1 protein-coding gene (only partly in view) is annotated in these 26,556 nt (G+C 72.2%); it reads left to right on the top strand.

Features of this window, described 5'->3' with window-relative positions:
- Positions 1-26,522: the 3' portion of a WXG100-like domain-containing protein gene (locus CKY47_RS33760; RefSeq protein ID WP_306750420.1), read on the top strand. It extends 472 nt beyond the left edge of the window; 26,522 of the gene's 26,994 nt are visible here — the last part of the coding sequence; its start codon lies beyond the left edge, outside the window; the stop codon is at positions 26,520-26,522.
- Positions 26,523-26,556: the final 34 nt, after the last annotated feature.

Raw genomic sequence — 26,556 nt, 5'->3', positions numbered from 1 at the left:
TGCTGGCGGAGGCGGTGCAGGAGGGCGCCGAGGAGATGCTGCAGGACGCGATCGCGCAGATCGCGCAGTTCGCGGAGGGCAACCGCGTGAACTGGGACGGGCTCAACACGCTGCTGTCCGGCATCGGCGGTGCGCTGGCGGGCGGGTTGATCGGCGGTGCGCACCTGCTGGGGCGCAAGATCATGCCGGAATGGTCGGACACACCGGTGTTCGACGGCGTCGTGGAGGGCGTCGCGGAAGGCGTGGTCGGCGCCGGCATGGCCGCGGCTCTGGGACAGGGCATGGGGGACGTGCCGTACGGCATGCTGGGGGGTGCGTTCACGGGCACGGTCCAGGGCGCGGCGGATCGGCTGTACGACGGCGTCGACCTGGCCGGCATGGGGGAGTTCGACGACGCCGACCTGTCGGAGTTGGAGGAGATCGGCGACGTCCCGCCGGCGACGGGCACCGACGCCCCTGCCGAGCCCGGCGAGGAGTCCGGGCAGCAGGTGCCCGAGCAGGTCGACCCCGAGCCGGAGCCGGGACGACCCGCCCCCGACGAGCCCGTGTCCGGAGAGTCCGTCCCCGAAGAGCCGGGACCCGCGCAACCGCTCGTCGAGCAGCCGAAAGCCACGCCTCCCGCTGACGAGGACGTGTTGGCCCCGGTCGCTCCCGGGCTCGGTGACAAGGCCGGCCTCGACCGCTCCATCGGCCTCGGTGCGGGTGCCGGGAGCGTGGGTGGTGTGGTCGCCGCCGGGGGGATCGCGGGCGGCGTGGTCGCCGCGGCCGGTTCGGGTGCGGCAGGAGCCACCACTCCACCGCACGGGCAGCCGCGGGTACCCGTCCCGCCCGCAGGTGAGTCGTCCAACCCGGACGGCCCACCGGACCCCGGAGCCACCCCACTCGCGACGAGCGCGCAACCGCCATCGCACGGCGACCGGAACCCCGCGGACGCGCTGCCCTCGTCCGACCCGTTGACCCCGGTGGCCGAACCACGCGAACCCCTGGTGGGCGCGGTGGGCTCGACCGCCGAGCAGGATCTCCCGGACGTCGCGCAGGTGCTCCCGTCGCCGCCCACCGCGGAGGACCGTCCCGGAACCGGGACTCCGGCGGGTGACCAGCCTCGCCCCCTGGGGCTGGACGAGCGGCTGCCGTTGTACTCGGGTTCGGCCGACGCAGCCGGTCTGCCGACCCTGGATGTGACGTGGCCCTTCCCGCTCGAACAGGGGCCGGCCGACGGCACGGTGGCGACACCGTCGGGCGCGGGACGACAGGAAGTCACCCAGTCCCCGGTCACCCAGTCCCCGGTGGCCCAGCCGCCGATCCAGGCTCCCGTGGAACGCGAGCAGGGGAACCTGCTTCGGGACGTGGTCGCCCCGCACGCGGCACCGGTGGATGCGGACCGCCTCGTCCCGGGCACCGGGAACGACCCGGCGACGTCCGCGCCTCGGACGACGGACCTGTCCGCCGCGGAGGACAGTTCGTCCTCGGATGCGCAGGGGCGTTCGACCGGTGGGCTGTTCGAGGACGTGGTCGCGCGGGTCGGGACGAGCGTGGACGCCACGGTGACCGAAGACCCGGCACGCGGGGACGTGCGGGAGGTGACGGCCCCGTATCCGTCGCCTGCCGTCGTCGTGCAGGGTGCCCAGCAGCAGGCGCTGCCCCCGGAAGACCCCCGCAAGGGTGGGGCGCAGGGGACACCGGACGTGGCGCGGCCCGTCGGAACGGGGGTGCCCGATCACCTCGGCGGTCCGAACACCTCCTCCGCCGATCAGGACGCGCCGGACCGGCAGGCCGCTCAGGTCGTCGAGCCGCCCCGTGACGTGCCCGCACCGGAGGCGCCGGGTTCGGTCGAGGGCATCCCTTCCGCCGAGACCGTCGAGACGGAGCGGTTGTCCGCTGGTCTTCCCGCCCCCACCTCGCTGACGGTCGAGCAGCGGTTGGAGTCCTACAAGGCCGACCCGGCGAAGGACGAGCGCGACGGGCGGTTGGTGCACACCCCCGCGGGGTCCGTCTACGTCGACAACGAGCCGTCACCGTTCATCCGCGTCCGGGTCGACGCGGACACCACGGTCGGCCTGACCCCGTTGATGGCCCGCAAGTGGTTGGCGGACAACGGGGTGGAACTGGAAGAGGAGGGCAGCCTGGCCGAGATGCTCTTCCCGCTGCTCTACGACGCCGATGCGGGCGGTGGGAACCGCGCCTCCCGGGTGTTCGACATCGACGAGGCGGCGGCGTTCCACCGCGATCTGCGCGGGTTGATGTGGCAGGAGCACGCTCGGGACCAGCAGGACGTCGTGGACGCGGTCGGTGAGCTCGCCGACTGGGTGACCTCGACGTACCCGCCGTCGGACTTCACCTACGTGGGCCTCGGCCGCAGTCCGGCCGCGCTGCTGGCGGCGTTGCAGAACAAGGAACTCGACGCGGTCTCGATCCCGCTGTCGGACTTCCGACCGCCACCCGCGAACCCGAACTCGATCCTCAACGACGCCTACCGGGCGCACGGCGTCGACGTCGCCCCGCTGGACGACGTGCAGCGCGCCATGCTGGACGAGCACTTCGACGAGTTCCTCGGTGGCTTGCCGGACGACCGCGACGTCGTGCTGATCGACTACGCCCCGCGCGGCTTGTCCCTGCTGTCCGCGCAGCACTACCTCCAGCAGTACCTGGCGGTGCACAAGCCGAACGTCGCCGTGCACGCGCTCGCGCTGCACCAGGGCGTCGACTCCGCCGACCTCGGCAAGACGGTCGACGCCGCCGCCCACCCCGCGTCGTTCCTGGACAGCGTCACCGAGATGATCTGGTCGACCGACGGCGCCGCGGACCGCGCGCGGTGGCGCGACCGGTTCACCGCGTTCTCCTTGGCGGCCGACGGGCCGCTGGGCGACAAGGGCGTGCTGCTGGGGAAGTCCCTCCACCTGCAGGTATTCGACGCTCTCGCTGAATACGGTTCCTACAAGTTGCTCGACAAGGACCGGGCTGCGTTCGACCGGGACCGGCCGCGGCGTGAGCACGACGTCGAGCCGGGGGTCACGACGGCCTACCAGGTCCTGCGCGAAGTGGTCGCGGAGACCTCGCGCTCGGCCCCAGTGGTCGAGGAAGAGGGGTACCGGAGCGACGGCGGGCAGACGACCGCGGACCCGTACGACAGCACCGCCCACGACTCCGGTGCCACGGGCACCGGTGAGCACGGCGGTGCCCGTGGCACCTCCTCAGCCGGGCTGCCCGACCCCCGCCCCTGGGAGCGCGCGGTGGCGCCAGCCCGGACCCCCGCGACGCTGCGCGCGGAGGTCGAGGCGTCGCTGGACGTGCTGGCGAACGCCCCCGACCGGGTGCGGACCACCGCCCTGCGGCGGGCGCGCGGCATCGTCGCGTTCACCACCGCGGTCGACCCGACCTCCGCGCCGGACGCCCTGGCGGACCTCACCGCCGCAATCGCGATCGACCTGGTGCGCCACGCCGGGGTCAAGGGCTACTACCGGGGCGCGGTGGCCCTCGCCCACCGGATCGCCTGGGACCTCGGCATCGCCACGTCACCCTCCCCGCTGTCCTGGTTTGACGGGGGTGTGCCGAACCGCGCCCCCGAGCGGGCCTACGACATCGCGCCCGGTACCACCGGGATCACCGCCGACCAGCGGGACGACCTGCTGCTGCTGGCGAAGGACGTCGCGGAGGCGGCGCTCACCCGGGACGCGCTGGGCTACCTGCCACCGGTGGTGGCGGTGTCCGGCGCGCGGGCCGAGCAGGTCGCGGAAGTGCTGCGGGACGTCCCGCTCGTGACCGCCGAGGTCCGCGACGGTGGTCGCACCGACGGCACGGACGTGTTCGTGGACTGGGACCTCAGGCGTACCACCCCGGCGGTCCTCCAGGACATCCCCCCGGCACCGGGTGTCGAGGGGATCGCCTCCGCAGGGGAGGACGAGGAGGTCGGCCTCACCGCGCAGCCGGAGCGTTCGATCCTGGACGACCTGGACTGGAGGCACCGGACCGACGCCAGTGCGGACTGGTTCGCACCGGCGGACCCCGTCTCCCCGGAGCGCATCGAGGCGGCGCGGCCGGAGGCGGTCACCGCCACGGTGCGAGGTCGTGACCACGGTGTGGTCGTGACCAGCGAGATCACCCCGGAGCGGGTCGGTCTGGGGCTCGTCCTCCGGACCATCGCGTACGACACCCGTGAGTTCACCGTCGACGGGGTGGCGGTGCGCGAGTTCACGGTGCGGTTGTTCCTGGACCCGCGCGACCCGGGGGACGGCACCGCGTCCAACGCCACGGCCGCCGAGCTGGCGGAGTTGCGGCAGCGCGCCCGCGAGGGCGTCGAGGGCGTGTTCAACCACGGGTACCGGCTCCCGGACGGGGCGCAGTTCCACGTCCGGGTCGAGTTCACCGACCGGCTCGAAGGTTCGCACGGCCACATCCGGATCACCCCTGCGGGTGCGGAGGCCACCCAGCACACGTGGCCCGTCACGATCACGCCCGAGATGGCCGCCCACGAGTTCGGCCACTTCCTGGATTTGAGGGACGAGTACCTCCACACCGGTGAGCGCAAGCCCGTCTTCAACAGCTTCCCGGGCCGAGGGCTGGTCGTGGAGGACGGCGGCATCATGTCGCCGGACCCACGCCTCGGAGCCGCGTCGCTCAGGCCGCGTCACCTGGTGGCGGTCGAGAGGACCAGAAGGGCGTCGGAGAGCCCCGCACCGACCTCCGAGGCGGCCCTTCGACTGCTGGCGGAGCACGATCCGAGCTGGGTGTTCGACGAGTCCGCGGTCTCTCCCTCCACCTCCTCCGTCGACATCGCCGCCCACCCACCGACCGGCCAGGTCGGCGACCGGGCGACACGACAGCAGGACACGTCCGTCGCCGGCACGCGCGCGAGCGCACCGAGGTGGACGCCGGAGACCGTACGGGAGCGCGGCGCCGACGCGCGAGAGCGGGTGTTCGACACCACCCAGCAGACGCAGGAAGTCCTGTACCTGCGCGCCCGCGGGCTCGTCGTGGGGGCCGACGCGGAGAACGCGACCGGAGGCCTGCGCGCCGACCTGATCGACATCGCCGCCGACGAGTTGAACGCGGGCACCGACCTCGCCGCGATCTCGTCACTGGTGCACGCGGCCCTGAACGACCTGCGAGGCGGCGCGGCGCCGTCCGACGTGCGGCCGTGGACCGAGCGGGAGGTGCGCGCGAGGGCCGACGACGCCCGGCGCGGCGTGAACGGCCTCGGTGCCCGGACCCGGGCGGCCACACTGCGGCGAGCACGCGCGACCGTCGGGTTCCGACGTTCCTACACCGATCTCGCACCGGAGGTGGCCGAGGACGTCACCGAGGTGGTCGCGCGGGAGGTGGCCGGGAACGCGGTCCGCCGGGCGAAGCACGTCCTGGTGAGCGGGCTGAGGAGCATCGAGGCCACCCCGGAGGTGGCGGAACGCCTGGTGGCCGCCGTCGCGAGCGAGCTGGTCGAGCGGATGACCCTTGCCAGGCCCCGTCGTGGCCTGCCACTGGCTCTCGTGCACGAGGTGGCGTTTCCCCTCGGCGACCGCGTCAGGACACCACCGTGGACGACGGAGGGGCTGGCGGCCGCCGTCGCCACGACCAGGGACGTCCTGGGCAACGTGGACATCGCGACGCGGAAGGCCGCGACGCGGAAGGCGAAGGACTTCCTGGCGTCCGAGACCGGCTACCGGGGCGTACCCAAGGCGACACTGGAGGACCTGACCGCGGTGGTCGCGGCCGAACTGGTCGAAGCCGCCTTCGCGACGGCGGAGAAAGTCCTGACGTCCGGACCGGACGAGGCAGGTCTGCCGCGCGACCTCTCGGCCCCCCTGACCGACGTGGTCGCTGCGGAGCTGGTGGTGGCGGCCCCCGATCGGGAAGCGGAGTTCCTGGCGCACCGCATGGCACTCGACCTGAGTGCCGGTGCCGGGGTGGCGTCTAGGGTGTCGCGGGCGTTGGCGGACAGCGCCCCGGCGGCACTGGACGCGTTGGGCGTGCACTTCGCGGAAATGAAGAAGGGCTACGACTTCTTCAAGTGGAGAAAGGTGCGGAAGGAGCTCGAGTGGAGGCGTTACAGCACGTGGTCGGCCGATGCCTTCGCGGATCTGCGCGCCCTGTACGCGAACCTCGACGAGTCCGTGCTGAAGGACTTCAAAGCGGTCGTCGCGGCGGATGTGCTCGCCATGGAGGCGAAGCGGCGTGAGAAGCACGACATGTGGGTCTACCAGTCGACGGGATACGGCCGGGACCCACGTGGCTCGATCGGGCGCGCCAGGGACGCCGTGGGGATTTCGAAACCCTGGGAGTTCACCGCACCCTCGACGGTGATGGACCTGGGACTCGGCGTCGAGATGCGACCGTGGACCCCGGAGGCGCTCAGCGCCGCCGCCGCCGCCGCGTCCCACTTCGTGAAAACCGTCAAGGACGAGATCGGCATCAGGGATTACAAGGACGCGCAGGGGGTTTGGCAGAAGGACTACTACGGGTTCCGGGAGAAGTTCCTCGGCTGGACCCTCGTCGGTGTGAACTCGCTGGCGAAGAGCACCGTCGAGTCCGTGGTGGAAGGCGTCGAGCTTCCCGAGGACCAGGTGCGGGCCCTGGTCGAGATCACCCGGGCCGAGATGACGATGCAGCGGGCGGTCGGCGCGGGGAACCGGGAAGTGGGCTTCCTGCTCCGCCGGATCATGACCGACCTCGGTCACACCGGTCCGCCGTCGCCACCGCCACCGGTCGTGCCCTCGAGGCCGTCCGGGCCCCGGTTCGAACTGGAGGCGTGGTACCACCCGTCCCACGAACGGGGACTGGAGCACCTGGAGAAGTCGATCGACCGCATCCTGCGCGCGCAGGACAGGCGACGGGAGCTGGGCTACCCCCCTGCCGGGGTGTTGGTTTCGGGAAGGGATTCCCACACCGCTCGCGACCTCTTCCTCGACCGGGGGTTCACCGGAGTCCGGGTGGCCGACCACGTCCGCGACCATGGCAACCCCGGTGCTCACGTGTACGTGGACTGGACCGCGAGGGAGTCCGAGCCCCCCGCGTACACCGTCGCGAGCCAGGACGAACCCCGTCACGGGATGGTGCCCAGGCGTTCCGTGCTGGACGACCCGTCGTGGCGGCACAGCGAGGCGGACACCGCGGAGTGGTTCGATCCCCGGGTCCCCGTGCGCTCCGACGACATCCTCGAAGCGCGGAGGTTCGCACCCGTCGTCGGCACGGTGCGCGGCAGGCACTACCAGGTGCTCGACACCAGCAAGGTCCACCACGCCCGCATCGCCCTCTGGGGCGTGGAGCAGTTGATCACCTACGACGTGCGCAGCTTCGTGGTCCTCGGTGTCCGGGTGCGGGATTACACCATCAAGCTGCCCGTCGTGGAGTACAACATCCACAGCCGCTACCAGAAGACCATCCTCCGCGGGGTCGAAGCGGTCTACAACCGCGGGTACAGACTGCCCAGTGGAGAGCAGTTCCACGTCACCGTCGAGTTCGTCCGCCCAGGGTGGAGGTCCGATGCGGGCGAGGCACACGCGGCTCTCGTCATCGGGGGAACGACCTCCCACGCCCTCGATCTCACCAGGGCCACCCAGGACCGCTGGCCGGGTGACTTCGACGAGTACACGGCGGCGCACGAGATCGGCCACTTCCTCGGCCTCGACGACGAGTACGTCGACAAGGCCCACCCCCGACCGCTGCTCCACGGATTCTCGGGTCACTGGTTCTCCGGGCGCCCCCACGAGCTGGACGACGCCCGTGCCGTCTTCATGCGCCGACCGGGTCGCGGACAGGTGGTCGGGAACGGCGGCATCATGGGCTCGATGATGGGCGGCCGAACGGCCAGGAGGATGCACTTCCACGGGCGTCACGACCTCAAGCCCCGCCACCTGTGGCTGTTGCAGCACCGCGAGAACGCGATGAGCAACCTGCGCCCGAAACCCCTCCACGACGGCCCCCTGGAACCCGGCGACGACTTCGTCCGCCCGAACGAGCCTGGGGACGACGTCGAGCCGCCGGCCTACGCGGCGGAGCCGGCCTGGCGGTCGCTGGAGGACGTGCTGTCCGACGAGTCCGCGCGGTGGACGCACGAGGAGGTGCGGCGGCAGGCGGAAATCGCGCGGGAGTGGGTGTTCGACAACTCGCTGTTCGCGCAGCGGGTCGTGTACCTGAGGGCCCCGTGGGTGGTGGAGGCCGCCGGTGGCTCGCCTGACGCGGCGGGTGCGGGGGTGTGGCCGGACCTGGTGGACCTGGCCGCGGCGGCGCTGATGGGGTACGGGGACCTCGCCGCGGCGGTGTCGTCGCTGCGGCGGGTCGTGGGGACCCTGCCCGCCGACGCGCCGCCGGACACCGGTGCGGCGTGGGAGGTGCGGGCGGACACCCTGGGCCACCACGTGGAGGTGGCCCGGGAGGTGGCCCGCGTGTCGGACGTGCGGTGGCGCGTCCGGGACTCGGTGGTGCGGCGGGCGCGGGCCGCGGTCGGGTTCCGGACCTCCTACAGCCCTCTGGGGCGCGCGCTCTCGGAGCAGGTGGTCGAGGTGGTCGCGCACAGGTTGCTGAGCGAGGCGTCCGAGCGGGCGCGGCGCATCGTCGCCTCCGGCGACTCCCGGGAGCACGTGTCCCCTCGAACGGCGGCCGACCTGGTCCACGCCGTCGCACCGGTGCTGCTCGGCACGATCGTCCTCAACCACCCCGGTGAGGGCGTGGAACCCGCGCCACCCTCCGGCGAGGACTCGGGGTTCCTCGTCCACACGCTCTCCTTCAAGGTCGAATTCGGGACCCCGGTGCCGGCGACCGAGGTCGCAGCCGTCCTGGAGGTGGTGGGCGAGAAGACGTCGGCGACCGCGCTACGGCGCGCGCGGGCGTTCCTCGCGTCGGCCCCCCACGCGGTGTCGGAGGACGTCGTGCGGGCGGTGGCGGCGGAGTTGGTGGAGGAGGCGTTCCACCGCGCGTGGTTCGTCGTCGAGTCCGGCGTTCCGGAACAGGGGCTGCCGGCGGACGTGGCCGAGCGCTTGAGGAAGGTCGTCACCGCCCGGTTGATCACCGGGGTCGCGGCCCAGGAGGTGAACCGCGACCTGGAGGTCGAGGTACACCGGTTGGTCCTTCAACTGGGCGACTGGAGGACGTTGCCCGACCCCGGCGACTCCGAGCACGACTCGGCGCGGGCGGTGCTGGCGGACTTCGACACCGAGCAGGGCCGGGACGTGTCCACCGACACGCGAGCGCTGTCGATCGAAATCGTCGGCTTCCGCGCGGTCCGTTTCGACTCCCCCCCGCCCCTGTCGGTGTTCAGGCTCTTCCAAGCCGAGCTGTTGAAACGCCGGTACGGCTCGTCTGGACTGCCCTCGGTGGGCAGGGCGGCCGAACCCTTCAGCCACGAGGTGCTCGATCGGGGCGTCGGTGTCGGAACACCGCCGTGGACCCCCGAAGACCTGCGCAGGGCCGAGGCTGCCGCACAGCGGCTGTGGGAGGCCGTGGAACAGACCCTGGTGCCGGCGGCTTTCCAACAGGCTTTCAGCACCGTCCTGTCCGTGATCGGTGACAACAGGACGTCGTCGGTGGTGCCGCCGGCCGCCGCGGACGACGTGTTGCGGTCCTACGTCTACATCGTGGCGACCGAGAACATCATCCAGCGCCTGATGGGCGGGCGGACCGGCGGCCCGGAGCAGTTGGCCTACCGCATCGGGCTCGACCTGGGACTCGTCGGACCCGTGAGCCCCCGCCTCCTGGAGGCCCCGTGGGGCGAAGCCCCCGAGAACCTCCTCGCCGAGACCACCTACCAGGCTGTGAACGACGTCTTCAGGCCGATCTCGTTGGACGACGAAACGCGATTGGTGGAATTCGCCCAAGGGATGACCCGTGCGCAGGAGACCCGTTCGCGGCTGGGTTACGCGCCGGCTCGTGTGCGGCTCAGAGGGCCCGCCGCGTACCAGGTGGCGGACATCCTGCACCGGCACTACGCGTTCGCCGTCGAGGTGGTGGACGACGAAGGGCTGGAGGGGTTCGTCGATCTGCTGGTGGACTGGACCCTCCGGCCGTTGCCGATGAGTTACGCGCTCGCCACCCTGCCTGCCGCGGAGCAGGTGCCGCCCCCGGAGCGGGAGCCCGCGGAGCGGTTGGCCGCCAGGGCGGCGCGATCGGCGATCCTGGGGAATTCGTCGTGGCGGTACAGCGCTGCCGACAGTGCGGAGTGGTTCGAGCCGCGTGAGCCGGTGCCGCCGACGCGCGTGCGGGAGGTCGCCGGTTCCGCCCCGCTGCTGGGTACGGTGCGGGGCGAGCGCTTCCGGGCGCTTCGCGCCGGCTCGACCACCGACCACCGCCTCGGACCGGAGGGGCAGCGCACCCCCGTCGCCTACGACTTGCGGGAGTTCGAGGTCGACGGCGTCCGGGTCCGGGACTTCGTCGTCACGCTGCGCGTCCGGACGCCGGGGGTGTCACCGGACGACGTCCTGGCCACGGTGGACGAGGTGTTCAACCGCGGTTACCGGCTGCCGGGCGGTGAGCAGTTCCACGTCACCGTGGAGTTCACCGACCGGTCGTGGGACGAGCACGCCCTCACCGTCGAGGCCACGCCGGCCGACACCCCGCGCGAGGTCGTGCGCCGGATCAGCACCCACCTGGGTGTGCCCGACGAATCCCGGGACCCGGCCGGGTACCTGCTCTCGTCGCATGGCGCCCAGACCACGCGGCCGACGGCCGAGTGGCGGGTCGAGCCGCGTCACCTGTGGACGATCGACGACCTCACCGAGCAGTTGCTCCAACCCCGACCGCTGTTCGACCGACCGCCCACCGCCGTGCCGGGCTCCGCACCCACCCCGCCGGGTCCGACCGGTGGGTTCCACTTCCTGCTCGCGCCCGACGACGGGGAGTGGTTGTCGCTCGACGCGGGAGTGGGAGCTGACAACCCGGACTTGGACGCCGGATCGGTGCAGGACGACGTCGAGGCTCCGGCCTTCGCGGAGCACGTCCCGTTGGCGCTGGACAGGTTGCGGCGGGATACCGGTTCTCTGCGGGAGCAGGTTTTCCGCTTGTCGCTGCCCTTGCAGGAGCTTCTCTACCTGCGGGCTCCCCGAGTGGTCGAGGAGGCCGGTGGTTCGGTTGACAGGTTCGGCCGGGAGGTGTGGTCGCACCTCGTGGACACCGCCGCCTGGCAACTGATCGCACTCGAAGACGGGGAAACCGCGACGGCGGCCGTCCGGCACATCGTGGACTTCCTGTTGCCCCACTCGGCGGTGCTCCGGAACGCCTCACGGACACCGTGGAGCGCGGACGAGCTGCACGCGCACCGGCTGACCGTGGAAACCGAGTTCAGCGGCTACCGGAAGTGGGGATCGGCGCACCGCAGGGGACGGGCCATCGTGGCGTTCCGCACCTCGTACAGCCCCGTCCCGCAAGCGGTGGCCGAGGACCTGGCCGTGGCCGCCGGAGCACTGATCTGGGCAATCACGCACGCCCGTGCGACCTCCCTCCTCCTGCACGGCGCCAACAGCACGAACCTGTCGCGGGACCCGGGGCGCATGATCGAGGCCATCGCGACGAGCCTGGTGAACCGCATGGCCTTCGCCGTCGGCGACGGCGACGCGCGGCTGCTGACGTACCGGCTGCCGGTGCTCCCGAGCGGCCCGGACGAGGTCGCGGCCACCCCGCCCGGTGTACCGGAGGGAGTCCGCGAGGCCGCCCTGCGCCGGGTGCGGGACGCCCTGGCGGCCGGAGAGCTGACCGCCGTGGGAGCGGGCTCGGTGTCGGACGGCGAGGTCGAGGCGCACGCCGCGGGTCTGGCGGGTGCCGCGTTCGCCCGCGCCTCGGCCGTGGTGGGATTCGGCCTGAACGGGCGGCGGAACGACCGGGAAGGTGCGGACCCGGGCGGTGCGGACCCGACCGAGGTCGCGGATCTCGTTCAGGACGTCCTCGACGTGCTGCTCACCGGGACCGAGGCACACCTCCCGATGGTGACCGACGGCAGCGGTGCGAACAGCTGGTACATGGCTGCCGAGGTGCTGGTGCACCAGACCGTGCTCCACCTCGGCTCGCAGGAGTTCTCGCTGCCGGAGTTGTCACCGGAAGAGGTCGCGGCGGCGCGGCAGTGGTCGGACGACCAGGGCGACGTGGACGCCCAGCGGGAGTTGCGGCGGGTGCGGGCGGTCCTCGACTTCCGGACCACGAACACCGACGTGCCCCCACCGGTGATCGAGGACGCCACCGTGGTCTTGGCGGCCCGGCGGGCGACCGGTCGAGCGCCGGAGCGCGATCGGCTCCAGGAGTTGTTCGACCGAGGTGTCGGCGTGGGGCAGAGGACGTGGACGGTGGAGTCGTTGCGCGACGCCGCCGATCGGACCCCGCAGGTGCGCGACGCCCTGGCGTCATCGGGCACGGCCCTCACCTCCGCCGCTGTGCGGGCGGGCAGCATCGTGAACGCCCTCGTCGGTGACGCCAGGACGTCACCGGTCGTGCGCAGCGGGTGGACCGACCAGGTGCGGCACGCGTTCCGCGAGGTGGTGCTGACCGGGTTGGTGGTCGATTCGTTCGTCGGCGGGGGCGGCCGCGGGCCGGAGTTCCTGGCCCGCCGCATCGCGCTCGACCTGGATCTCCTGACCGGCTTCGACAACGAGGAGGACGAGGACTTCCCGGTGATCTCACCGGACTTCACGACGGAGCGGGAGTTCCACGGCCTCGTGGCCGGAGGACCGCTGTCGTCGGAGCGGCGGGCGGAGGTCGAGCGGTTCGTCGAGGAGGTCGAGCGGCGGCAGACCGAGCGTTCGGGTGCGGGGTACCGGAGGGCTCGCGTCCTGGTCGTCGGAGGGGCCGCCCACGAGGTGGCCCGGGTCTTCCGGGACGGGAACGCCACCGACGTCGAGGCGAGGGACGACCTGGGGTCGCCCGACCGGGTGGACGTGCTGGTGGACTGGCAGCTCCACCCGGTGGCACCTCGGGTGCCACCGGTCCCGCCGGTCGTGAGGTCGGTGGAGCCCGCGGTGGTCACGGCGGCGGGACCGGCGCCCGCGGCAGACCCGGGGGAGGGTTGGTCCGAGCCGCGGCGTGACCGGGTGTCCTCGGCGCGGGTGCGGGAGGTGCGGAAGTCCGCTCCGGTCGTGGGCACGGTGCGCGGTGAGCACTTCCACGTGTCGGACACCAGTGTGGTGGCGCACCACGGGAGCAGGCTTTCGGGTGTGCAGACCCTGATCGCCTATGACGTGCGGGAATTCGCGGTCGACGGTGCACGGGTGCGCGATCTCACCGTCAAGGTCTTCCTGACGGACGCGTTCACCCCCGAGGAGCGGGCGCGCGTGGCGGAGAACGCCGTGCGAGGTGTGGAGGAGGTGTTCAACCGGGGTTACCGGTTGCCGGGTGGTGAGCAGCTCCACGTGACGGTCGAGTTCACCGGTGAGCGGGAGGCGCACGTGCGCGTCTCGCCGGCGAGTGGGTCGACGGAAGCGCGCACGGACCAGGTCACGTGGCGGACAGATGCCGGCCCGGAGGTGCTGGCCCACGAGGTCGGGCACGTCTTGGGGCTGGACGACGACGTCGCGGACCGTCGCGCCGCGTCGGCTTTCCCGCGCCGGATCAGCGAGGTAGCCGGTGTCATGAACGGCCGCTCGTCGGACTTGCGCCCCGAGGACCTGGTCCTGATCGACCGGCGGATGAACGCCCTGCTGCAGCGTGGTACCCAGTCGGTCGGGGCGGGGCCGGTGGAGCGGGAGGACGGCTTCGCCAGTCCGTACGCCCCGGTCCTCCCCGCACCCGCGGACCCCGGTCCGGTGGACGACGAGGACGGACGCGAGCCGCCGGCCTACGCGCTACACGGGCCGCTGGAGGTCGTGCTGTCCGACGAGTCCACCGAGTGGACGCACGAGGTGGTGACGCGGCAGGCGGAAGCCGCGCGGGGGCGGCTGTTCGGCGATTCGCGGTTCCTGCAGCAGGTCGTGTACCTGCGGGCTCCCCGGGTGGTCGAGACTGCCGGCGGTTCCGCCGAGGAGTTGGGTGTGGCGGTGTGGTCGGACCTGGTGGACCTCGCCGCCGCGGCGCTGACCGAGTACGGAAACCTGGACACGGCGGTGTCGGCGCTCCGGCGGGTCACGAGGACGCTGCTCGCCGGCACGGCACCGCAGCGGAGCGGGACGCGGAGGACGTGGACGCCCGAACGCCTGCTCCGCAAGGCTGCTCGGGCGCGCGAGGTGGCCAGGTCCGGTGCCGTGGAGCCCCGCACTTGGCGTGCCGCGGTGCGCCGGGCGCGGACGATCGTGGAGACGAGGTCGTCGTACAGCGTGCTCGACCACTCGTTCGCCGAGTCGGCGGTCGAGGTGTTCGCGCACGGGTTGTGGAGGAACGCGTCCGAGCGGGCCGGGCGCATCGTCGCCTCCGGTGTCGGGCCGGAGAACCTGCCTTCGCAGCCGGCGGAGGACCTGGTCCTGCCGCTCGCCGCCGCACTGGTCGGCCGGATCGCCTTGACCCATCCCGGTGGCGGGGCGGGGTTCTTGGTGCACCCGCTGCGCTTCGACGTGCGGTCCGAGGTGCCGTCGATCGACCCCGAGGACGTGCCGAAGGGCGCGAAGGAGACGGTCGCGAAGCTGGCGCAGACCGCGGGGCGGCGTGCGCGGGCCTTCGTCGTGCGGACCGCCGTCGGTTCGGACGCGGTCCCCGGCACGGTGCGGGAGGACGTCGTCGAGGCGGTTGCGGCGGAGTTGGTGCAGGCCGCGTTGCGGCGTGCGCGGCTCCTCGTCGAGTCCGGCGTTCCCGCCGGGGGGTTGCCGGGCGACGTGGCGGAGAGCCTGGAGAGGGTCGTCGTCGCCAGGTTGGTGGTCCGGGTTCCGGCCGGTGGTGCGGATCGGGATGTCGAGGTCGAGGCGCACCGGTTGGCGCTCCAGCTGGGAGACTGGAAGTCGACGCCGTCCGTCGTGCGCAACAGTGAGTCGATAACGGCACTGCGCCTGGTGACCAGTTTCGACCCGCAGCAGGCGCTTCCCCTGTACGGGGCCGCGGATGACGTCGTCCGCTTCCGCACGGCCCGCCTCGGCGCGTCCCCCACTCGGGACAAGGACTTCGCCGCGATCTTCATGTCGGAGATGATCAGGCCCAGGCTCGCCCCGCAGGCGGTGCGCGAGTTGGAGGCGGAGGCCGAGCTGCCCCGTCGCGAGCTGTTCGACCTCGGCATCGGTGTCGGGACAGCACGGTGGACCCCCCAGGGCCTGGAGGAGAGCGTCGAGCCCGCGCAGGAGCTCTTGGGGAGGGTGGTGGACCGCCGGTTGGTGTCCGCGGCCCGGCAACGGGCGCGCAGCACCGTCCTGTCCACGATCGGGGGGAACAGGACGTCGTCGATGCTGCCCGCCGGCATCGCCGAGGAGGTGCTGGAGTCCTTCACCACGGTGGTCGCGGCCGAGGCCGTCGTTCACGCACTGGTCGGCAGGCACGTTCGCGAGCCGGAGTTCCTGGCCTACCGGATCGCGCTCGACCTGGGACTCGTCGACGTCGCGAACCTCCGTTCTCCGAGTTCCCCGGAGACCTCGACGCCGGACAACTTCGTCCGGGAGCGTGTCTTCCTCATTCGCGACGACACCCCGGGGTCATTGCCGGGGGCGGTGTCGAGGTTCGCCGCGAAGCTGGAGGCCGCGCAGCAGCAGCGCTCGCTGTGGGGGCACCAGCCGGCTCGTGTGCTGCTCAGGGGACTGGCCGCGTCCCGGGTGGCCGCCGTCTTCCACAACAGGGACGTCTTCGTCGAGGTGGTGAACGAGGAGGGTGCGGCGGGGCGGGTGGAAGTCTTCGTGGACTGGACCCTTCGACCGCAGCCGATGAGTTACGCGTTGGCCACGCTGCCACCGGTGGGACCGGCGGAGTGGCTGGTGGCGGAACCGAGGGAGCGGTTGACGGCCCGGGCGGCGCGGTGGGCGATCCTGGGCGACCCGTCGTGGCGGCACAGCCAGGCACCCAGCGCGGAGTGGTTCGAGCCGCGTGACCCGGTGTCACCGGATCGCATCCGGGAGGTCGGCGGGGACGCCCCGCTGCTGGGCACCGTGCGCGGTGAGCACTTCCAAGCCCTCCGCACCAGCACGATCACCTCGCGCCGGTTCGTGCCGGCCGGGCCGCGAGCTTCCATCGCCTACGACCTGCGGGAATTCGAGGTGGACGGCGTTCAGGTCCGGGAGTTCGTCCTCAAGTTCCACAAGCGGCCACCGGAAGCGCTGCTGGGCCGCGCACTGGCGAGGATGGACGAGGTGTTCAACCGGGGATACCGGCTCCCGGGCGGCGAGCAGTTCCACGTCACCGTGGAATTCACCAGTTGGTCGAACGCCCACTTCGACAACTCCCGGCACACCTCCGGCTCCATGTACGACCAGGTCGACGACTTCCGCTACTTCCTCAGCAAGGTCGGCACGCTCCTGGGTGTTCCCGACGAATCTCCGGACCGGCCGGATCACGTGCGCGGCAGCGCCGACTTCGTGCTGCGGCCGCATCGCCCTGACGATGGGGGTTCTTCGACCGAGGACCACCTCGGCAAGGGTGTCGTCCGGCCACGTCACCTGTGGCAGATCGACAACCTCACCCAACAACTGCTGCGATCCGGGACGCCGGAGGACTCGACCTCTGATTCGGACTCTGATTCGGACTCGGGTCCTCTTCTGAACGTGGACTCGACCTCGGACTCGACTTCGGATTCGACTTCGGACTCGGACTCGGATTCGACTTCGACTTCGGATTCGACTTCGGACTCGGATTCGACCTCGGACTCGACCTCGGACTCGGATTCGGATTCGGACGGCGGAGAACCGCTTTCTCCTGGTCGTGGAATGGGCTTGCTGTACCACGACTGGTTCGGGGAGGACGTCAGCCGGACGTTGGACCTGTTGAGGAGGCGGGCGCTGGATGCCCGCAAGCGGGTGTTCGCCATGCCACCGTCGCTCCAGGAGATCGTCTACCTGCGGGCTCCCCAGGTGGTGGGGGAGGCCGGTGGCTCGGCCGGCGTGGTGGGTGCGGAGGTGTGGTCGCAGCTCGTGGACCTCACCGCCGAGGCGCTGGTCGAGGGCCGGGACCCGACGACCGTGGTGTCGTCGGTCCGGGAGATCGCGAATCGCATGGCCGGCCGCAGGAGGGCGATTCGTCGAGCCTCGGCGAGGATCTGGGACGCGGAGGGCTTGAGGCAGCACCGCATCGGGTTGAGGACCGGGTTCGTCGACCACCGGAACTGGGAGTCGGTGCACCGGCGGGCGCAAGCCGTGGTGGCGTTCCGGACCTCCTACAGCCCCGTCCCGCCGGGCGTGGCCGAGGACCTGGCCGTGGTCGTCGGAGCGATGATCACCGAGGTCGCGACCTCGTGGGCGAACTCCTTCATCAGGTCGGGCATGGCCGGGACGAGCTTGTCCCGGGACCCGTCGCACTTCGTCACGGTCATCGCGACGGGTCTGGTGAACCGCATGGCCCTCGTCGATGGTGACGTCGACGGCGGTGGGCGACGGCTGTCGGCGTACCGCTTGCCGGTGTCGCCGGTCGGTTCGGAGGGGGTGACGGCGACGGCCGATCGTGCTGTCGCCGCCTCGGGCGATGTGCCGCAGGGGGTTCAGGAAGTCGCGCGGGTTCGGGTGCGGGAGTTCCTGGGGCCCGAGGGTGGGGCGGACGGGGTGCGGGAGGACGTGATCGAGGTGTTCGCCGCCGGTTTGGCGAACGCCGCGTTCGACCGGGCCTGGAGCATCGTGAGGTCCGGCGTGTTCGCACCGGACGCGTGGTGGAACCAGGTGGACGGGGACGCGGACCAAGAGGTGGGACGGGGGGAGTCGGACGCGGAGGAGATCCGCCACCTCGTCGAGGACGTCACCGACTACCTGCTGACCGGCATCCGGACGGACATCCCGCACTTGGTGCCCTCGAACGCCGTGGCGGACAGCCCGTACCTGGCCGCCGAGATCATGGCGCACCAGACGGCGCTGCACCTGGGGTCGCGGGAGTTCGCGCTGCCGGAGTTGTCTCCGGAGGAGGTCTCGGCGGCCCAGGCGTGGTTGCTGACCGGCGCGGCGGCGGACGCGACGCAGGATCTGCGGCGGGTGAGGGCGGTCCTGGACTTCCGGACCACGAACGCGGGTGTGCCCCGGTCGGTGCTGAAGGACGCCGCTGTGGTCCTGACGGTTCGGCGGGCGACCGGTCGGGGGCCGGTTCGTGATCGGCTTCAGGAGTTGTTCGACCGCGGTGTCGAGGTGGGGCAGAGGCCGTGGACCGTCGAGTCGTTGGCCGAGGTGGCCGAGGGACTTCCGCCGTTGCGTGCCGCACTGGAATCGGCTGACAGGTCGTTCGCCTCCGCGGTGGTGCGGGCGGACGGCATCGTGGGGTCCGTGACCGGCAACACCAGGACGTCGCCGGTGGTGCGGGACGACCAGGCGGATGAGGTGCAGCAGAAGTTCCGGCAGGTGGTCGCGACGGGGTTGATGGTCGACTCCTTCACCGGAGGTGGCGGTCGCGGGCCGGAGTTCCTGGCCCGCCGGATCGCGCTCGACCTCGGCCTCCTCGACGCGTCGAACCTCTCGGGCGACACCCCGTCCGCATTCCCCCGCCGGATCGCCGACGCCGACGGTGTCGTGAACGGGCGCTCGTCGGAGTCGCGACCCGGGGACGGCTTCGCCGGCCCGCACGCCCCGACCGCCACCGCGCCGGCCGACGCCGTGCGACACCACGACCAAGCCGCCTCGGACCTGGAGCAGGTCCGGAGGGCCTTCGAGGCCCACGCGGAGACCGAGCGCCTCGCCCTGGACGCGGAGCGTGCCGCCGCCCACGAGCTGACCCGGGCCCGGGACGCGCTCTCGGACCTGGACTCTCGGCTCACCGCCGCGCGCGACCGCTCCGCCTCGGCCGAGCGGCAGGTGCGGGACACCGGACACGCGCTGGCGGAAGCGGACGAGGCGTCGATCCGGTCGGTGCTGGCGCAGGAGTCGCAGCTCCACCGGGAGACCGCGGCTCGTCGGCGTGCCGACGTCGATGCCCTGGCCGAGGCCGTCGCCGCCGCCACCGCGCGGCAGCACGAGGCCGAGGACGCCCACTCCTCCGCGGTACGGGAGGTCGAACTCGCGCGGCGTGCCGCCGAGGCGGCGTCGCTCGCGGTGCGCGACCGCGCCACGCAGGACGAGCGGCCCACGCCGAGCCTCCAGGACGTGGCCCTCGTCGACCTGGTGGACCGCCGGGGCGACCGCATCGGTGTCGCGTTCCTCCCGGAGCGGGAGGCGGACGTCGCGCGGAGGGCGTTCGCCCACGGCGCCGCGGAGCGGGTCGGCGCCACGGGGGACGGCTCCCGCCGGTTCCACGTCGCCGCGCACCACGACGCCGCCGGGTACCACGTGCCCCTGCGGGCCGGCGGGGAGGTCGTACTGGACGAGCGCGCCTTCATGCTGCTGCTGATCACCACCGGCGTGGTGCCCCGGGGGTCGACGCTGACCCTCCTCAGCTGCGAGGTGGCCGACGCGGCGCCGCTGCGGCACTGGGCGGAGCTGTACGGCCACCGGGGTGGCGTGGAGGTCTTCCCCGATCGGGTCGAACTGACCGGTTCGGGCGGCTTCCGGCGGTTGGTCCGGGGTGAGCCCGCCGCGCCGACCGGGGACTCGGTGGTGCTGGGCGGCGAACGCCCCGGCGTCATGTTCCCCTCCCCGGCCTGGCTCACGGCCGATGTGACGCGCTGGAACCAGCTGAACGCGGTGATGCCGGCGACGGCGGCGGTGCACGTGTACGCGCACTTCGCCGGCGAGATGTTCTTCATCCACGACAGGTGGGCCACCCCCGAGGTCCTGGCCGCCGAGGTCCTCGGCCGGCTCAAGACCGAGGACACCGCCGCGCGCGTGGTGCTCGTGGTCGAGCGGTCGGACTGGCGCGGGTCGCACGTGGTGGCGGCCGAGCGGTTCGCCGAGGCGCTGCGCGGTGACGGCCCCCTCCGTCGGGTCGAGGTCAACACCAGGCCGCTGCTGGACCCCCCGTACGCCGTGCGGGTGAACCTGGACGCGGCCCGGTTCGTGGACGTGTCACCGCTGCGCCCCTCGGACGTGCGGTGGCAGCTCTTGGAGGACGGCGTCGGAGGGACGCGGGGGATGGCCCTGCTCGCCGACGACCGCCGGTACCGGTCGCTGCGCGAGACCACGGCGCGGCTCGGTCCCGGGACCGAGCACCTCATGGGTGTCGCCGTCAGGGGCCGGACCGTTCGCCGCGCGGTCACGGCGCCGTGGGCGACGAGCACGGTCGGCGACCGCGCCCGGCCGTTCACGCTGCACCTGGAGAGCGAGGAGGGGCGGTACGTCATCCGCCTGCACGACGACCGGGTGCGCGAGCTGGGTGCCCGGCAGGTGCTGCGCCTGTTGACGGCGCTCGGCTTCTCCTCCCTCGCGGCAGCGGGCCCGGTGCGCAGACCTCTGGTGCTCGTCACCCTCGGGGACGAGGCGGCAGGCGACCTGAACCGGGAACTGCTGCGGCTCCTGCACGAGGTGGAGGGGTACCGACCCGCACTGCAGTTCGCGGGACGGGTGCTCGACGACGCCCACCTCCCCGTCGTGCTGCCCGCGGGTGGTCGCTTCCTCCGGGGCCCCGGCCTGCCGATCGAGGGCCTGATCGCCAAGGAGGGCGACGGCGAGTTCCGCCTGCGGGGACCGCGCCCCCTCGCCCAGGCGCTGGAAGACGTCGTCCGCGACATCCGGGAAGGTCGGCGGCGCGATCGCCGCTGGAACAGCCTGGACCCGGTCCTGGTGGTCCTGGACTCCGCCGAGCGCCACGTCGAGGTCGACCTGGACGGCGGCGCCGTGCACCTCGGCGGTGAGGAGACCGGCTCGCTGTTCCTGCTGGACAACGACTTCGCCGACACCCTGGAAGCCGACCCGGACCGCCCCGTGGTGCTGATCGGCGAGGACGCGGGCACGCGGGTCCGGGCGGGTGGCGTCGGCTTCGACTTCGCCTCGGCCCTGCACGCGGAGCACCACTTCCGCGACGTCTACGCGCTGGTCACCAGGAACGGACGGCACTCGTTCCGGCCGGTCTCGCGATTGCGCTCCCGTGACGTCGAGCTGACCGAGCTGACCAGGAATGACGGCCGGGTCGTCGCCGTGGTGGCGCGCGCACCGGGTGACGACGACCACGTCGCCCGGGCCGCGGAGTGGGCCTGGCACTCCACTCCGGAAAGCGTGGCGCGGCTGCTGGGTGACGCCGCCGTCGCTCCGGGGGAGCGGGAGTGGCCTTCGGGAGAGCAGCCGCCGCTGCTGCTCGGCACCCGCTCGGACTCGGACTACCTCGTCTCCCGCGCGGACGGCGCGGTCGAGTCCCTGTCCGCCCTCGCCCTCGCCCGCGTCCTCGCCGAGGGCACCGGTCTGCGCGACGTGGCGGGCACCGACCCGGACCTGCCGTTCCTGTTCGCCACGTTCGGCAACGCGCCGGTTGAAGTGGACGACTTCGCCAAGGGGATGGCGCGCGAGGGCTACTTCCGCGACGTGCTGTGGTTCGACGGCCCGGCGGACTTCGGCCCGGACCGCGTCGGAGGTGTGCGCGGTGGCGCGTTCCGGGTGTTCCACCGCTTGACGCCCGGACCCGACGACGTGATGACCTTCCCCCTGGTGCACCCGGTGACCCGCCTCCTCGAAGGGCAGATCCTCCCCGTCGAACCGCACGAGGCGATCCTCATGACCGCCGAGCGGCGCAGCGAGGTGGAGTCGAAGGTGACCCACTACACCGGTGAGGTGCCGCTCGACACCGATTCGCACACGGAGGTCGTCGAGCTCGTCGACCTCCCCCACGGGTGGTCTGCCGGACCCGTGCCGCCCTGGTTCATCACCGCGACCGGTGACGGCGACCGCGTGCTGGTGCGTGCGCGCACCAGCTACGACCTCGCGTACGAGGGGGACGTGGTGCGGCTCCGGCCCGACGACGCGGGCCGGGTCCTGACCGGCAACCGGATCTACACCTCCGCGCCGCACCCGCCCGGTGAGCACAAGGTGACGACGCTGGGCGTCCTCGGCGGTCCGGAGGGCACGGAGGCGGCCCGTCGCCTCCGACGGGCGTTCGAACGCGCCGACCGGGTACCGGTGACGCTGTGGGTGGCCGATCGCCTCGTGAAGCAGGACCCCCGGACGGGGGTGCGGTCGATCGAGGACGGCGGCCGGTACCACGAGGCGCCCGCGCCCGCCGAAACCCCGGACCAGCCCGACGCACCGCCCGCCGGGGCGCCGTCCACCGAGGTTGATGTCGTGAAGCTGCACGACAGGAGCGGGGAGGTCGGTGCGGCGTTCCTGTCGGGTGATGAGGCCGGGATCGCGGTCCGGGCATTCGCCAACGGCGCGACGCGGCACTTCCCGGTCCTGGGCACCGGCGCGCGGCGGTTCTTCGTGGTGGCGCACCACGACAACCGGGGCTTCCACCTGCCGCGCACCTCGGGCGGGGAACTGGTGCTGCCCGAGCAGGATTTCCTGCGGGTGGTGGCGGCGCTGACCGACCCCTCGTGGACGCTGACGTTCCTCAGCTGCGAGGTGGGCCGGCTGGGGGCGCTCCAGAGGATCAACACGGAATTGGGGCGCACCGGTCCGGTGGAGGCGTACCCGACGAAGGTCCAGCTGTTCGAGTCGGGCGAGTTCCGGGTGCTCGGCGAAGGCGAGGCGCCGGAGCGGACGGCGGACTCGGTCGTCCTGGCCGGCGACAAGCGCAAGCGCGACGACGAAGGCGACAGCGGTCCGGAGGGCACCCGGGACACCGGCACCGAGGACAGGGCGAAGCGCCCGCGCGCCGACGGCGCGCCCGGTGGGTCGACCGGCGGGCCGAGCCTGGACGTCGACCCGGTGGCCGGCGTGACGTGGGACGACGACGTCAACAGCCCGCCACCCCCCGCGGCCGGCACCGAGATGACCGACAACGATGCGAGCAGCCTGGTCGTCGACCTCAGGAACGACGCGACGACCAGGTTCAACGACGCCTTCAGGAACCTCGCGAACGGCAGGCCGGTCCACCTGCCGACGCCGGGCGGCTACCTGGCGGACCTGGAGGCGAACGTCGAGAACGACAGGCCGGTCGGCTTCGTCGTCAACGCCATCGTGCCGGTCAGCGACATCGACGCGGAGTCCCTGCGGAACGTGGTCGACCGGATCACGGCGGGCGCGGAGGGCCTCGACGGCAAGGTCGCGTTCGTGATCGGCGTGAACACCCGGGGCGACCTGGACCCGAACGCGCGGGCGGCGGTCGAGGCGAAGCTGGCCGAGCTGGAACCGGTGCTCGCGGACATCGACGTGCCGGTGGCGCTGACCGGCTTCACCTGGGACATGCCGTCCAGCGGCAACCTGCCGTACGGCACGATGCGCAACGAGACCCTGGACAGCACGCCGAACAAGTTCGCGATCTCGGCGATGGCGAACAACGGGAGCCACCCGTACATCGCGGTGCAGGACTTCGACCTGGGCTCGCGCGACGTGCCGTCGGGTCGGCACATCTTCAACCACGTCGTCGACAGCATGAAGGGTCCCGACGGCCTCCCGCCGGCCCGCCCGCTGATGTTCAGCGGCGGCTACCGGACGCCCGACCTCGACACCCTGGTCCGGGACACGGAGGCCAAGCGCGTCAACCAGATCGCCAAGCTCCGGGCCTCCGGCAACCCCGACGCGGCCAGGATCGCCAAGCTGGAGAAGATCGCGGAGAAACTCGCCGACGCCGAGAAGTTCAAGAGGGACTTCGCCCGGAAGATCACGCAGGACATGGACGCCCGTGTCGAGCAGGCCAAGACCAGCCCGATGCTGCCGTACACGCCCGAGCCGAACCTGTTCTTCGACGGGGTCGCGCCGCTGGTCGACCCGACCGTGCGGTTCGGCAACGGCGGCGCGGAGTTCTCGATGCTCGGCAAGGCGCTGAACAACTTCTTCGCCAACGAGCTCGGCGCCATCCACGACCGGAGGATGGCCGACGCCACCGCGGACGGCGGGATCGACGCGGCCGGTCGGATGGACTTCCACCTCTCGCAGCTGGCGGTCGACGCCCAGAACTACAGCCACCCGATCCGGACCCAGGCGTTCATCTCGGACTTCAAGGGCGCCGCGATCGAGACGGACCTGACGCGCATCGCGCTCGGTTACGCCGAGCTGGGCTCGGTCCCCCAGTCGCACGCCGCGCTGGGCGGTGTGGCGGACCGCTTCTTCAACACGAAGAGCGACAAGGGCGGTACGAGCCTCGGCGGCTTCCGGGACAAGTTCCCGAAGCTCGCCGGCGTCAACCGCGACCCCGTGAACCTCGTGGCCGATCCGAACCCGAACCCCGTGCGAACAGCACCCGACGGTCCGAGCGGACTGCCGCCCCAGCCGTCGACCGCGCCCCAGTTCAAGGAGGTTGCCAAGGTCGCGAAGGACCTGGGTGCCGGCCCCAGCCGCAAGATGGACTCGGCGATGTCGACGCCGGTGCCCGGTCACCCGGGCGTGATGGCGGGTCTCGACCAGAGCAGTCGGTTGGTCAAGACCGTCGCGGGCGTCAACACCGCGATGTCCGGGCCGGAAGCGTCGATGCAGCGCAGGTTCGGCGCGATGAACAACATCTCGAACCTGCCCTCGACGCTCCCGCCCGCCCCGAACGGCCTGTACGCCGCGGTGGGCTGGACGCGGGGAATCGACCCGGCGTCGCTGCGCCTCGACGTGACCGGCTACGTGTCGTCCCTGAGCGCCGAGACGGGCAAGCTCAGGGGTGACGCCAAGGCGCAGGCGGAGGTCGAGATCGAGATCCGCCGGCAGCTCGCGGACTTCATCACGGACCACCCGACCACCAACGGCGACCTCGTCAACTCGGTCGTGCAACCCGGGGCGAACCCGGAGTTCGACCCGTTCACCATGAGGCAGGTCCCCGGCGCGGTGTGGCGCGACGTGATGACGGGTCCCGACGTTCACCCGGACGGTGGACCGGTGGAGACGGGTCCGCTGCCCGACGTGCCGGACCCCGCGCAGGTGAGGGCCGACGCCGAGAGCGCGGCGAACGCCGACCACATCGCCGCGCAGGCGCTCGCGACGCAGCTCCGGACGCCGATCGTGGTGCACCACCCGTCCGGTCCGCCGACGACCTACACGCCGTTCGGCACGGACCTGCCCGAGGTCGCCCCGATCGAGGTGGACGCGGTCCAGGGTCCGAACGGCCGGAGCACCTACACCCCGCACGTCGTGCAGACCTTCGGCGCGTCGGCGGCCACGGCGACAGGCGCCTTCGGCGTGCCCGGTGCCTTCGGTTCGCCCACCCCGAACTCGCCGACGCCGAGCACGGGTACGGTCGACACCACCGCCCGGCGTGACGCCGCCGCCGCTGCCCTGGCCTTGCTCCACCGGTCCGAGTGGATCATGGAAAGCAACGCGGTCGCGGCCCGCCAGGCGGCCGCGAAGCAGTCCCGGGCGATGGCGCTGGAGGCGAAGCACCAGGCCGAGCGCGACGCCGGTCGTGCCGCTTTGGCCGCGAGGCTCGACGACCAGCGGCTCAAAGCCGAAGAGGAACTTCGCGCCCGGCAGCTGAAGGACCAATTCGACGGGCGCAACGCGTTGGTCGTCCGGCTCCAAGCGGAGTACAACCGCGTCCACGCCGAGCGGGCGGCCGATCAACAGGAGCGCCGGCGGCAGGTCGTCGAACAGGTCCTGGCGGAGCAGGCCCGGGAGCGCGATCTCGTGGAGGCGCAGATCCGGCAACAGCTCGCCGTCGCGCCCGGGTCGTTCGACCCGGACCAGGTCTGGCGGCAGGCGATGGACAACCAGGCGGCCTTCCTGCGCACCGTCGAGCAGCAGCTCGACGCCGAGCAGGCCGCCGAGCGGCAGCGGGTCGAGCAGGAGCTCACCACCTGGATGGCTGACGAGCGCAGGAGCTTCGAGGAGCAGCTCGACCAGTGGCAGCTCGTCGAACGGCAGCAGGCCGCCCAGCAGCTCAAGACCGCTCAGGACGCCGAACGCCTCACGGCGGAGCAGGACCTCGATGCCGGGCAGGAGCAGGAGCGGCAGCAGGCCGACGCGGAGCTGGACGCCCTCCACGCCGATGAGCGCAAGGTCGAGGAGGACCGGCTCAACGCCCGGCACGACGCCGAGCACGCGGCCGAGCTGGCCAGGTGGCTGCCGCCGGGCACGAAGCACGCCGCGGCGTTCGCCGACGACAACGCCGCGGCCACGTGGGCGAACACGGCCTACCCCGGCCTGTCGAACGTGAACCGGGTGAACTTCGAGAACAACGTCCCCGGCCACAACGTCAACTGCCTGTACTGCGTGATCGCCACGCACGAGACGCTGCACGGCCGCCCGGTCGAGGCGCCGCCGCTGTCCGCCCCGGATTCGATCGCCCTCCTCGAGTCCACCTTCGGGTCGACGTCCCGGATCGTCGCGAACTTCCACGAGGTGGTCGACCACCTCGCCGCGCAGCCGGGCAGGCACGTCAGCGTCGGCATCACCCGCCCCGACGGCACCGGGCACGTCATCAACGCCTGGAACGTCGGCGGTGAAGTCACGTTCTTCGACGCGCAGAACCACCGCCCGGCGGTGCTGAACCGTGCGGTCAGGATCCAGTTCATCCCGCTGCCGGACCTGCCGCAGCCGGGCCCGCCGCCCACCACCGCGACGCCGACGGCCGGCCCGGTCCCGTAGCGTCCTGCACCACCCCGACCAGAGCAGCAGACAT

Source organism: Saccharothrix longispora (assembly GCF_030852425.1).
In the GTDB taxonomy this organism is placed as follows: Bacteria; Actinomycetota; Actinomycetes; order Mycobacteriales; family Pseudonocardiaceae; genus Actinosynnema; species Actinosynnema longispora.
The sequence above is the reverse complement of the archived record's forward strand: the minus strand, read 5'-3'. Positions and strand labels throughout refer to the sequence as shown.